This is a genomic window from Vibrio sp. 1727, assembly GCF_033344415.1.
Classification (GTDB): Bacteria; Pseudomonadota; Gammaproteobacteria; order Enterobacterales; family Vibrionaceae; genus Vibrio; species Vibrio alginolyticus.
On the sequence record NZ_JAWPOT010000005.1, the window covers coordinates 85,382 to 97,588 of the forward strand.

11 protein-coding genes are annotated in these 12,207 nt (G+C 44.4%); 8 read left to right on the plus strand and 3 right to left on the minus strand.

All coding sequences use genetic code 11. From position 1 onward, the window contains the following. Positions 1 to 19: 19 nt before the first annotated feature. From aceE to ampD, 3 genes are all read right to left on the minus strand, one after another. Positions 20 to 2,683: a pyruvate dehydrogenase (acetyl-transferring), homodimeric type gene (gene aceE / locus R8O10_RS07370; RefSeq protein ID WP_005386612.1), complete on the minus strand. Its 2,664-nt coding sequence runs from the start codon at positions 2,681 to 2,683 to the stop codon at positions 20 to 22. A 48-nt stretch (positions 2,684 to 2,731) separates the two neighbouring features. Then, positions 2,732 to 3,499: a pyruvate dehydrogenase complex transcriptional repressor PdhR gene (pdhR, locus tag R8O10_RS07375; protein WP_005379989.1), complete on the minus strand. Its 768-nt coding sequence runs from the start codon at positions 3,497 to 3,499 to the stop codon at positions 2,732 to 2,734. A gap of 405 nt (positions 3,500 to 3,904) precedes the next feature. Beyond that, positions 3,905 to 4,456 carry a 1,6-anhydro-N-acetylmuramyl-L-alanine amidase AmpD gene (gene ampD, locus R8O10_RS07380; RefSeq protein ID WP_318191260.1) on the minus strand — a complete coding sequence of 184 codons (552 nt, stop codon included), beginning with the start codon at positions 4,454 to 4,456 and terminating at the stop codon, positions 3,905 to 3,907. Positions 4,457 to 4,548: 92 nt separating this feature from the next. On the opposite strand from ampD, the gene nadC reads away from it, so the two are divergent. From nadC to yacG, 8 genes are all read left to right on the plus strand, one after another. Next, a complete protein-coding gene (nadC, locus tag R8O10_RS07385) occupies positions 4,549 to 5,436 on the plus strand; it encodes a carboxylating nicotinate-nucleotide diphosphorylase (RefSeq protein ID WP_005379983.1) in 888 nt (295 codons plus the stop codon). Positions 5,437 to 5,698: 262 nt separating this feature from the next. After that, positions 5,699 to 6,157 (plus strand): pilin, encoded by a 459-nt coding sequence (locus tag R8O10_RS07390; RefSeq protein ID WP_047102657.1) that lies wholly within the window; start codon positions 5,699 to 5,701, stop codon positions 6,155 to 6,157. A gap of 3 nt (positions 6,158 to 6,160) precedes the next feature. Then, complete coding sequence (gene pilB / locus R8O10_RS07395) at positions 6,161 to 7,846, plus strand: type IV-A pilus assembly ATPase PilB (RefSeq protein WP_318191261.1); 1,686 nt, start codon at positions 6,161 to 6,163, stop codon at positions 7,844 to 7,846. A gap of 23 nt (positions 7,847 to 7,869) precedes the next feature. Continuing rightward, positions 7,870 to 9,093 (plus strand): type II secretion system F family protein, encoded by a 1,224-nt coding sequence (locus R8O10_RS07400; RefSeq protein ID WP_239938376.1) that lies wholly within the window; start codon positions 7,870 to 7,872, stop codon positions 9,091 to 9,093. Positions 9,094 to 9,157: 64 nt separating this feature from the next. Further along, complete coding sequence (locus R8O10_RS07405) at positions 9,158 to 10,027, plus strand: prepilin peptidase (RefSeq protein ID WP_137282356.1); 870 nt, start codon at positions 9,158 to 9,160, stop codon at positions 10,025 to 10,027. Beyond that, positions 10,028 to 10,642, plus strand: a complete 615-nt coding sequence (gene coaE, locus R8O10_RS07410) for a dephospho-CoA kinase (RefSeq protein WP_137282357.1) — start codon at positions 10,028 to 10,030, stop codon at positions 10,640 to 10,642. It abuts the gene before it with no gap. 27 nt (positions 10,643 to 10,669) lie between these two features. Then, entirely contained in the window at positions 10,670 to 11,410 is a 741-nt protein-coding gene (zapD, locus tag R8O10_RS07415) for a cell division protein ZapD (RefSeq protein WP_005373086.1), read from the plus strand. A 158-nt stretch (positions 11,411 to 11,568) separates the two neighbouring features. Further along, positions 11,569 to 11,763 carry a DNA gyrase inhibitor YacG gene (gene yacG / locus R8O10_RS07420; RefSeq protein WP_017635922.1) on the plus strand — a complete coding sequence of 65 codons (195 nt, stop codon included), beginning with the start codon at positions 11,569 to 11,571 and terminating at the stop codon, positions 11,761 to 11,763. Positions 11,764 to 12,207: the final 444 nt, after the last annotated feature.

Genomic DNA, 12,207 nt, shown 5'->3' on the forward strand with positions numbered 1-12,207 from the left:
TTCTTATCTACCTTCTTAATTAAGCGTATAGCGGGTTTGTTTTCTCTGTGTCGATGTCGAATTTCTTAATTGCTTCTGCAACTACAGATTTCTCAACTTCGCCACGTTTCGCTAGTTCAGTTAGCGCTGCTACTACTACGTAACCTGCGTTCACTTCGAAGTGACGACGTAGGTTTTCACGGCTGTCTGAACGACCGAAGCCATCAGTACCAAGAACTTTGAAAGACTCAGCAGGAATGTATGCACGAACCTGCTCTGCGTAGTTCTTCATGTAGTCAGTTGCTGCGATAGCAGGTTCAGTACCCATTACTGTTTGGATGTAAGGTACTTTCGCTTCCGCTTCTGGGTGAAGCATGTTGAAACGCTCTGCATCTTGGCCATCGCGAGTTAGTTCGTTGAATGACGTTACAGAGTAAACATCAGAAGCAACACCGTAATCTTCGCTTAGGATTTGAGCTGCTTTACGTACTTCATTCATGATAGTACCAGAGCTCATTAGCTGAACTTTCGCTTTGTCGCCCGTGTAAGTTTCTAGCTTGTAGATACCTTTACGGATGCCTTCTTCAGCGCCTTCTGGCATTGCTGGCATTGCGTAGTTTTCGTTCATTAGCGTTAGGTAGTAGAACACGTTTTCTTGTTCTGGACCGTACATGCGACGGATACCGTCTTGCATGATTACTGCTACTTCGTACGCGAATGTTGGGTCGTAAGAAATACAGTTAGGAACCGTACCCGCCAAAATGTGCGAGTGGCCGTCTTCGTGCTGTAGACCTTCACCGTTCAACGTTGTACGACCCGCAGTTGCACCTAGTAGGAAACCACGTGCTTGTTGGTCACCAGCCATCCACGCCATGTCGCCAACACGTTGGAAGCCGAACATTGAGTAGTAGATGTAGAACGGGATCATTGGTAGGTCGTTTGTCGAGTATGAAGTCGCAGCAGCAACCCATGAAGACATAGCACCTAGCTCGTTGATACCTTCTTGTAGAACCTGACCTGAAGTCGCTTCTTTGTAGTAAGAAACAACGCCACGGTCTTCTGGTGTGTAAGTTTGACCGTGCGGGTTGTAGATACCGATTTGACGGAACAGACCTTCCATACCGAATGTACGTGCTTCGTCAGCAATGATAGGAACGATGTTCTTACCAATGTTCTTGTTCTTAAGTAGAACGTTTAGTGCACGTACGAATGCCATAGTAGAAGAGATATCACGCTTCTGTTCTTCTAGTAGTGGCTTGAATTCTTCTAGCTCAGGAACGATGAATTCTTGAGTGAATTTTGGTAGACGCTGTGGCGTGTAGCCGTGTAGCGCTTTACGACGAGCGTGTAGGTATTCGTACTCTTTTGAACCTTCTTCAAGTTTCAGGTACGGAAGTTCTTTCACTGCTTCGTCAGTTAGGATGTCTTGAAGACCTAGACGGTCACGTAGGTGTAGTACGTGAGTCATGTCCATCTTCTTAACTTGGTGCGCGATGTTCTTACCTTCAGCCGCTTCACCCATGCCGTAACCTTTAACAGTCTTAGCTAGGATTACTGTTGGACGACCTTTAGTTTCTGCCGCGTTTTTGTATGCCGCGTATAGCTTAGAAGACTCGTGACCACCACGCTTAAGTGCGAAGATTTCGTCATCAGTCATGTCAGCAACAAGTGCAGCTGTCTCTGGGTACTTACCAAAGAAGTGCTCACGTACGTACGCGCCATCTTTTGATTTGAATGTTTGGTAGTCGCCGTCGATCGTTTCATTCATAAGCTGTAGAAGCTTACCAGTCGTATCTTTAGCTAGTAGTGAATCCCAGTTGTTACCCCAGATTACCTTCACTACGTTCCAACCAGCACCTTTGAACAGACCTTCAAGTTCTTGAATGATCTTACCGTTACCCATTACAGGGCCATCTAGACGCTGTAGGTTACAGTTGATTAGGAAGCATAGGTTGTCTAGTTTCTCACGCGCAGCGAAAGAGATAGCACCACGTGATTCTGGCTCATCCATCTCACCGTCACCTAGGAACGCGTAAACGCGCTGCTCTGAAGTATCTTTAAGACCACGGCCTTCTAGGTACTTAAGGAAACGAGCTTGGTAGATAGAAGCGATTGGACCTAGGCCCATCGATACTGTCGGGAACTGCCAGAATTCAGGCATCAGTTTAGGGTGCGGGTATGAAGGAATACCTTTTCCGTCTACTTCTTGACGGAAGTTGTCTAGCTGCTCTTCAGTTAGACGACCTTCAACGAATGCACGTGAGTAGATACCTGGTGAAATGTGACCTTGGTAGTAAACTAGGTCGCCACCATCCTTCTCGTTTGGCGCACGGAAGAAGTGGTTGAAACATGTCTCGTAGAACGCAGCAGAAGACTGGAAAGACGCCATGTGGCCGCCTAGCTCTAGGTCTTTCTTAGATGCACGTAGAACGATCATGATAGCGTTCCAACGAATAATTGAGCGAATACGACGCTCAAGTGTTGTGTCACCTGGGTATGCTGGTTCTTGGTCTGCAGGAATCGTGTTGATGTAGTTAGTTGTGATACCTGTTGGCATATCAACACCGTCTAGACGTGCTTTATCTAGAACTTGCTCTAATAGGAATTGAGCACGCTCTAGACCTTCTTCACGTACAACTGACTCAAGCGCTTGTAGCCATTCTTGAGTTTCCAGTGCATCTACGTCATGCTTCATATCAGACATGGCGATCTATCCTTCTGTTGGTTGGATCTACTTATTTAAGTAACGCTCTTACGAGTCATTACCCTGCTGAATTCGACGTAGAGAACGCTCTCGTCGAGACTCTTCTCGAGTCAAATCCAACAATGTTTCTTCGATGTAAGCCAAGTGCGAGTGGGACATTTCTCGCGCCTTTTCAGGCTGACCAGAAACAATCGCATCCACGATATTGGCTCGGTGTTTACTGACTTTCTCGACCGCTTCTGGGCGGCGACGTAGTAATTTAAAATTTTGTAGAATATTTTGCTCAAGCAAAGGTGCTAAGCTTCGAACAATGTGCAACAAAACCACGTTGTGCGCGGCTTCTGTCAAAGCGATCAAAAATTGCATTACTTCCGCAGATTCAGCTTCGATATCGTTGTTTGCTTGCTCTTGGCTAATGCGCTCAAGGCAACCTTGAATACGCGCAAAATCTTCTTCGGTACCACGTAAAGCTGCAAAGTAGGCTGAAATTCCTTCCATCGCATGACGAGACTCAAGCACATCAAGCTGGGTTTCAGAATGACTAGACAACAAATTCAACAAGGGATCTGAAAAGCTCTTCCAGATATTCTCACTTACGAATGTTCCGCCACCTTGGCGACGAGTCAACAAACGCTTCGCTTCCAAGCGTTGAATGGCCTCTCGGACTGAAGGACGAGACACATCGAACTGTTTTGCCAGTTCACGCTCTGGAGGCAGTTGTTGCCCCGGAGACAATGTTCCTTCCACTATCAACCTTTCTAACTCTTGTTCTATAACATCAGAGAGTTTTGGCTGACGAATCCTTTGATAAGCCATAATTTATTGTTCTTCTACTCTTGCAGGTAATTGGTAATACCAATTTTAAGTTGGTGCAGAAATTAACATAATTAAAACGCCACTGTCCAGCCGAAAATTGACCTAAATCATAGAACGAGCTTACTTCCAACACTCTGATAACAATCGACTGTTAAAACAGCAATAGAATTGGTATGACCAATTACATAAAGCATACAAATGGGAAGTCGACGTGCTAGCAGTTTTGGAAAAGAAATACAGAAAATGACAAAATTATCAGTCTATTTATTCACCAAAACGGCATATACGAGCGTAAAAATGTAGTTAACTTTTAACAATCATTAATATTTCTGGTATCAAAAAAAGGCATACCTGATCGTATGCCTTATTTATTTCGCTTTTTTGAATTTACACTTTCGCTACAAATCAACGCTGTATAAGCAGTCTATATTTCACCCAATCAAAGCTTAGACCAGGATCGCTTTTTCTCAAGGGCGCAATATATTGATGACCGGTAATTCGTTGCGGGGTGATTTGAGGATAAGACTGCATAATCACCTCAGTGATCTCTGCAAGTGATTGATATTGCGCTTCTGTGTAGGCAGTAAATTCTGTCCCTTCAAGCTCGATACCAATGGAATAGTCATTACAACGCTCCCTGCCTGCGAAACTGGATTGACCGGCATGCCATGCTCTATCGAGAAAAGAAACAAATTGAACAACCTCGCCGTTTCTCTTAATCAAGCAATGTGCAGAAACGCCCATTTTGTGAATAACTTCAAAAAATGGATGTTCACTTGGATCTAGCTTGCCAGTGAAGAAGTCCTCTATATATGGTCCACCAAACTGCCCAGGAGGCAAACTGATATTGTGTACCACCAGCAGAGAGATGTCGTTTATATCAGAGCGGGCATCAAAAAATGGTGACGGAACATGCTTTGCTTGTGTCAGCCAGCCATTCTCGATAATTGGGCGCATATCAACCTCTCTACTTTGCAAATTAACTGCTGAAATTATTGACACCGGAGAGTATCATTCGTTGCCATCTCCCTTTCAAGACAAGATTTGCGATGAAGAACACACACAACATTCAAGAACGCCTAGAATACCTTAAACAACAACTCCCTTTAGAGATCACTCGCTCTGTCGCTGATACCTTAAAAGAAGATCTAGGTGGCAGTGTCGACGCAGATAACGACATTACTGCATCTTTGATCCCTGCCGATGCGGTTAATACCGCAACGATTATTACTCGTGAGCATGGTGTGTTCTGTGGTCAAGCATGGGCTGATGAAGTTTTTAAACAGCTCGGTGGCAAGGTCAGCATTGAATGGCACGTAAAGGACGGCGATAAAGTCGAACCTAACCAAACCCTTTGCACGCTGACAGGCCCTGCTCGTGACTTGTTGACTGGTGAGCGTAACGCAATGAACTTCATCCAAACGCTGTCTGGCTGCGCAACAGTTACCGCAGAGTACGCTGAAAAAATCGCGCATACTGAGTGTCGTCTACTCGACACACGCAAAACCATTCCTGGTCTGCGTAGCGCACTAAAATACGCCGTGACGTGTGGTGGAGGCTTTAACCATCGCATCGGCGTGTTCGACGCTTACCTCATTAAAGAAAACCACATTATTGCTTGTGGTGGCATCACTCAAGCCATCCAAAAAGCGAAAGAGCTTAACCCAGGCAAACCGGTAGAAGTCGAAACGGAAAGCTTAGAAGAGTTGAAACAAGCGATAGAGGCTGGTGCCGACATCATCATGCTCGATAACTTCACAAAAGAAATGATGCGTGAAGCCGTAGCGATTAACGCAGGTCGTGCCGCTTTAGAGAACTCCGGCAACATTACGCTAGAGACCATCGCAGAATACGCAGAAACCGGTGTCGATTACATTTCGGTAGGCGCGTTGACTAAGCATCTAAAAGCGATGGATCTTTCGATGCGCTTCAAATAATAAAAGCAACACAATCTCAATTACTTCAACTAACTCAGTGAGTTGTGAGTAACTCATCATTTAAAAGGGCCAATTGGCCCTTTCTTTTTATCCACTAAAAAAATAGTACTACTCGCAAAACTCTGCATGCGATATGCAACTTTTCACCAAAGAGTTTTATCTCACTCGAGAGCCCATCCCTTCCCCATTTTCAACCCACCTTAACTCTCCATAATCTTTCGCCAATGCAAGAGCATTATTAATTTTTAGGAAAGGGTTAAAAATGAAAAACAGTAAACAGAAAAAACAACAGGGTTTTACTCTGATTGAATTAATGATTGTGGTGGCCGTTATTGGTGTTTTAGCGGCAATTGCACTTCCTCAATATCAAAAGTACGTTGCGAAAAGTGAAGTGGCATCGGTATTAGCAACTCTGACTGGAGCTAAAACAAATGTTGAAGCATTTACTGTAGAAACAGGACAATTCCCAGCTGCTGGCCAAGAAACAGCGCTAGGTGTACCTGTAATGCCTTTAGGTACCGTAGCATTTGCTCAGGATACCACGAACGTCGATGCGGGAACTGTAACATTCACTTTTGATGCTGCCGGAAACGATGCTAGTACACTTGTTGCGGGCCATACCGTTGTTCTTACTAGAACTTCAAATACAGGTGCATGGGCTTGTACATCAGACATTCCTGCAGTTGAACAATTGTTACCTAAAACATGCACTGGTGCATAATACGTGCAAAGTAACCTCTCAACAATTCTTCGTCAGGTCGGATTACTCACCTTTTCCCAAGAAGAATCGTTACTTGAGCAAGTCAAAGCTTCTGGCATTTCGATGCCGGAAGCTTTACTCAGTTCTGGATTATTTACATCAAGCGAACTCGCTGATCACTTAAGCTCTCTCTTTGGTTTAAATCAGCCCGAGTTATCTCAGTACGAGTACGCTTCGCTTTGTCAACAACTAGGTCTACGTGAATTAATCACTCGGCATAACGCACTCCCACTCCAACGTACGCCTTCAACGTTATTATTAGCGGTTGCCGACCCCACGAACCAACAAGCAGAAGATGACTTTCGTTTTGCGACAGGATTGCAAGTAGAACTTGTTCTCGCTGATTTTCGCGAGCTGACCGCTGCGATTCGGCGCTTATATGGCCGCGCACTTGGGCAAGAAAAGTCTGGGCTAAAAGAGATCAACCAAGAAGAATTAGCCAACCTGGTTGATGTGGGCGCAGATGAAATCGACAACATTGAAGACTTGAGCCAAGATGAGTCTCCTGTTAGCCGTTACATAAACCAAATTCTGTTGGACGCTGTGCGCAAAGGCGCATCCGATATCCACTTTGAACCTTATGAAAAGATGTACCGCGTGCGCCTACGCTGTGATGGCATCTTAATTGAAACACAGCAGCCACCAAGCCACTTGAGTCGCCGCTTATCCGCTCGTATCAAAATCCTCTCTAAGCTTGATATTGCAGAGCGACGTTTACCACAAGATGGGCGTATTAAGCTCAAGTTGAATCAAGACACCGCAATTGATATGCGTGTATCCACGCTGCCTACTCTATTTGGAGAGAAAATTGTACTACGACTGCTCGACAGCAGCTCTGCGTCATTGGATATCGACAAGCTTGGTTATAGCGAACAACAAAAACAATTGTACTTGGATGCGCTGCGTCGCCCACAAGGCATGATTCTGATGACAGGCCCAACTGGGAGCGGGAAAACCGTTTCTCTGTACACTGGGCTGAGTATTCTCAATAAACCAGAAATCAACATTTCCACGGCAGAAGACCCAGTAGAAATTAACTTATCGGGCATTAACCAAGTTCAAGTTCAGCCTAAGATTGGTTTTGGTTTTGCCGAAGCCCTGCGCTCTTTCTTACGTCAAGACCCGGATGTGGTCATGGTCGGTGAGATTCGTGACTTAGACACTGCGGAAATCGCCATAAAAGCATCGCAAACCGGTCACTTAGTACTTTCAACCTTGCATACCAATTCTGCGGCTGAAACGGTTATTCGTTTATCAAACATGGGCGTAGAAAGCTTTAACTTGGCCTCATCCCTTAGTTTGATTATTGCCCAGCGCTTAGCCCGTAAACTGTGCTCGCACTGCAAACAATCACAAGAGCTTACCGTTCAGCTACAACATCTCGGAATTCAAGCAAGCGACAACATTTTTAAAGCCAATCCCGATGGATGCAATGAGTGTACCCATGGTTATTCCGGCCGAACGGGGATTTATGAAGTGATGCGCTTTGATGAATTTCTTTCCGAAGCGCTTATTAAAGGCGCGTCGGTACATGAACTAGAAAAACTCGCCATCGCAAATGGTATGAGCACGTTACAAATGTCGGGCATAGAAAAACTCAAACAAGGGATCACAAGTTTTAGTGAACTACAGCGCGTACTTTATTTTTAATCCTTTAATCAGCAGTCACATCCATGAAAAGCACTACACCACAACTTAAAAACTTCCGCTGGAAAGGCATCAACAGTTCTGGCAAAAAGACGTCTGGACAAACCCTCGCGATGACAGAAATTGAAGTACGCGAGCGTCTAGACGCACAGCACATCAAGATCAAGAAGTTAAAGAAAAGCAGTATCTCGTTTCTCACTAAACTCAGCCATCGCGTGAAAGGCAGAGACATCACGGTGTTTACCCGTCAGATTTCGACGATGTTGATAACCGGTGTACCCTTAGTTCAGGCTTTAAAATTGGTCTCAGAAAATCATAAAAAAGCAGAGATGAAATCCATTTTGATGAGCGTGACACGCGCCGTTGAAGCGGGGACGCCCATGTCAAAAGCCATGCGCACTGCAAGTGAACACTTTGACCCACTCTATACCGATCTTATCGCCACAGGTGAGCAATCCGGTAACTTAGCAGAAGTGTTCGAGCGCTTAGCCACCTACCGAGAAAAAAATGAACAACTCCGTGCGAAAGTGATCAAAGCACTGATCTACCCAGCCATGGTAGTTCTAGTAGCGTTAGGCGTGTCGTTTATCATGCTCACCAAAGTCATTCCCGAGTTTGAAAAAATGTTTGTTGGTTTTGGTGCTGACTTACCGTGGTTTACCAGGCAAGTATTAGATCTTTCCGCCTGGACACAAAACTGGAGTCCGTTTATCGCACTAGGCTCCATTAGTTTATTCATTTCGGTGAGAATCCTCTCTAAGCGTTCAGATTCTTTTCGCTTAATGCTCAACCGCTCTGTGCTTAAATTTCCGGTCCTTGGGCCTGTATTATCAAAAGCCGCTATCGCCAAATTTAGTCGAACACTCGCCACAAGCTTTACAGCGGGTATTCCAATTCTAACCAGTTTAAAAACCACATCAAAAACCTCAGGAAACTTACACTATCAACTCGCCATAGAAGAAGTTTACCGTGATACCGCCGCAGGTATGCCAATGTATGTTGCCATGCGTAACTGTAATGTGTTCCCTGAATTAGTGTTACAAATGGTCATGATCGGTGAAGAGTCTGGTCGACTTGACGATATGCTCAATAAAGTTGCAACGATCTACGAGTTTGAAGTCGACAACACCGTCGACAACCTTAGTAAAATTCTAGAGCCACTAATTATCGTATTTTTAGGTATCGTTGTTGGCGGATTAGTGACAGCAATGTACTTGCCAATCTTTAACTTAATGAGTGTATTGGGCTAGAATGAGCTGTTAACTCCTTTAAAACAGCATCTTGCTGATTTCACTCATCGCTCAAGAGACAAATATGGAAGTATTCCAGTACTACCCTTGGCTATTCGTTGTGTTTGCCACCATCTTCGGTCTTATCGTGGGTAGCTTCCTCAATGTGGTTATTTATCGACTACCTAAAATCATGGAACTAGAATGGCGACGCGAATGTGCCGAGTCATTTCCTGAATACAAAATAGAACCTCCTAAAGAAGTGCTGACCTTGAGCGTCCCACGCTCCTCCTGCCAGAAATGCGCAACACCGATACGTATTCGCGACAACATTCCTGTGATTAGCTGGCTGCTTTTAAAAGGCAAATGTCACAACTGTCAGACAACCATTAGCACACGCTATCCACTGATTGAACTGCTCACTGCATTCTGCTCAGGCTTTGTCGCTTACCACTTTGGTTTTAGTTACTTTACCGTTGCACTACTCTTTTTCACTTTTATCTTAATCGCTGCAACATTTATCGATCTCGATACTATGTTGTTACCTGACCAATTAACATTACCATTAACTTGGGCTGGCATTGCCTTAGCATTAGTCGAAATAAGTCCTGTTACTCTACAAGATTCTGTCATTGGTGCTATTGCTGGTTACCTATGTCTCTGGTCCGTTTACTGGGGCTTTAAGTTACTTACTGGTAAAGAAGGAATGGGGTATGGTGATTTTAAACTACTAGCGGCACTAGGAGCTTGGCTAGGTTGGCAGTCACTGCCGATGATCATTCTACTTTCTTCTGTGGTTGGCATCGTATTTGGCATCATTCAACTACGCTTGCAAAAGCAGGGAATTGAAAAAGCTTTCCCTTTCGGTCCTTACTTAGCAATTGCTGGTTGGATAAGCTTAATTTGGGGCGACCAGATTTTAAACTGGTACTTTACTTCAGTTCTAGGAGTGTAAATGGCTTTGGTTATTGGTTTAACAGGTGGTATCGCTAGTGGAAAAACAACCGTCGCGAATCTGTTCAAACAACAATTTAAAATCGATATCGTCGATGCCGACATTGTAGCAAGAGAAGTTGTCGAGCCAGGTACTCCCGGCCTAAACGCGATTATTGAACATTTTGGTCACGATATAGTTCGTGAAAACCAAACTTTAGATCGCGCAAAGCTGAGAGAAAAAATCTTTTCGAATTCAGATGAAAAAGCATGGCTCAACGCACTGTTGCACCCGATAATTCGTGAAAAGATGATCGAAGATTTGCAGCAAGTCACTTCAGAGTATGCGTTACTTGTGGTGCCGTTGCTCGTAGAAAACAAGCTAGATAGTTTGTGTGATCGCGTTCTTGTCGTCGATGTAGAACCGAATACACAGATATCTCGCACGATGAAACGAGACAATGTGAGTGAAGATCAAGTTCGCGCCATCCTTGCCTCTCAAGCATCAAGAGAGCAAAGGCTCGCGCTTGCAGACGATGTGGTTAAGAATAATCCAAGTGACCCTGATCTTTTGCTTCAAATCACAGATTTGCACGAAAAGTACCTAGCCATGTGTAAGAAAAATCTGCGAAAATAGGAACGAAACTCACAAAGGCTTATGTCGATGACCACGCACAAATTTGAACATCCGTTAAATGAGAAAACTCGTATTTATCTAAGAGTAGAGTCTCTGCTGCGTCAGGCTCACTTGGCCTCTGGGTTTAGCGAAAATCATCAGTATCAACTGTTTTTCCGTGCGTTATTCGATATGGTTGAGATCTTCGAACAAATCCAACTGAAAAGTGAACTGGCTAAAGATCTTGAGAAGCAGCGGCTGTCGTACCGCCATTGGCTCAATGTTGATGGTGTCGATCAAGACGCATTAAATACCCTACTACAAGAGATAGATGTCGTTCATAGCCAACTAATGGGTGCTGAACGTTTTGGCCAAGCATTAAAAGAAGATCGCTTCCTAAGCTCTATCCGTCAACGCTTTAATCTACCGGGTGGTTCATGCTGTTTTGATCTGCCAGCATTACACTACTGGCTTCATCTACCTATTGAACGTAAAAAGCGTGATGCACAACAGTGGCAAGCAAGCTTAAAGCCCTTATCTGATGCGCTTTCGTTATGGTTAAAGCTCACTAGAGAGACCGGACATTTCAAAGCTCAAATCGGTCGTGCAGGTTTCTTCCAAAGTGACGCTGATGAAGCCAACATTCTAAGACTTCACATCCCAATGGAATATGGCGTGTATCCTATGATTTCAGGCCATAAAAACCGCTTTGCGATCAAGTTTATGTCGTTTGAAAACGGTCAAGCGTGCACACAAGATATTGAATTTGAACTTGCTGTGTGCAGCTAAGACGACACTACGCCTCGCCTCCATAATCTAAAATTCAACGCTTTATTGCGCTTATATTTGATAAAATTTCGTAGCAGCAATAGCGCGTTGAATAAGCCATCTTTAATTCGTTTAGGTATACTACCCTTTAACACCAATTAGTAATGGGACGCTCAACTATGTCTAAAGTTACCATCGTTCAATGTCCACAATGTGGCGCCGACGTAGAATGGGGAGAACAAAGTCCTCATCGCCCTTTCTGCAGTAAACAATGCCAAATGATTGATTTTGGTGAATGGGCAGATGAAGAAAACACCATCCCAGGAGCACCCGATATGTCCGATAGTGATGGTTGGTCTGAAGACCAGTATTAAATTGAGACCTAGGGTAAAGGAATACCCTAGGTTCCTTCTTGGGGAATCTGAATCACGCTCCTTCGTCGCTGTCCAGAATGACGAATTTGAACCTCGGTGCTATATAATCTTTGACCATCATTTTCCGTCATTCCGAGGAGCCATAGCGACATCAGGAATCTACTCACAGTAAGGATGAAGCTAACAACTTAAACACTTGCATGCTCGACTAGTAGATTCTGAATCACGCTCCTTCGTCGCTGTCCAGAATGACGAATTTTAACCACGGTACTCTATAATCTTTGACCATCATTTCCTGTCATTCCGAGGAGCCATAGCGGCATCAGGAATCTACTCATAGCAAGGATGAAGCTAACAACGTAAACAATTGCATGCTCGACTAGTAGATTCTGAATCACGCTCCTTCGTCGCTGTCCAGAATGACGAATTTTAACCACGGTACTC

What these genes read in the sequence shown, in the direction of transcription:
- aceE (WP_005386612.1), bottom strand. Translation starts at nt 2,683, where the DNA reads ATGTCTGATATGAAGCATGACGTAGATGCACTGGAAACTCAAGAATGG.
- pdhR (WP_005379989.1), bottom strand. Translation starts at nt 3,499, where the DNA reads ATGGCTTATCAAAGGATTCGTCAGCCAAAACTCTCTGATGTTATAGAA.
- ampD (WP_318191260.1), bottom strand. Translation starts at nt 4,456, where the DNA reads ATGCGCCCAATTATCGAGAATGGCTGGCTGACACAAGCAAAGCATGTT.
- nadC (WP_005379983.1), top strand. Translation starts at nt 4,549, where the DNA reads ATGAAGAACACACACAACATTCAAGAACGCCTAGAATACCTTAAACAA.
- R8O10_RS07390 (WP_047102657.1), top strand. Translation starts at nt 5,699, where the DNA reads ATGAAAAACAGTAAACAGAAAAAACAACAGGGTTTTACTCTGATTGAA.
- R8O10_RS07400 (WP_239938376.1), top strand. Translation starts at nt 7,870, where the DNA reads ATGAAAAGCACTACACCACAACTTAAAAACTTCCGCTGGAAAGGCATC.
- R8O10_RS07405 (WP_137282356.1), top strand. Translation starts at nt 9,158, where the DNA reads ATGGAAGTATTCCAGTACTACCCTTGGCTATTCGTTGTGTTTGCCACC.
- coaE (WP_137282357.1), top strand. Translation starts at nt 10,028, where the DNA reads ATGGCTTTGGTTATTGGTTTAACAGGTGGTATCGCTAGTGGAAAAACA.
- zapD (WP_005373086.1), top strand. Translation starts at nt 10,670, where the DNA reads ATGACCACGCACAAATTTGAACATCCGTTAAATGAGAAAACTCGTATT.
- yacG (WP_017635922.1), top strand. Translation starts at nt 11,569, where the DNA reads ATGTCTAAAGTTACCATCGTTCAATGTCCACAATGTGGCGCCGACGTA.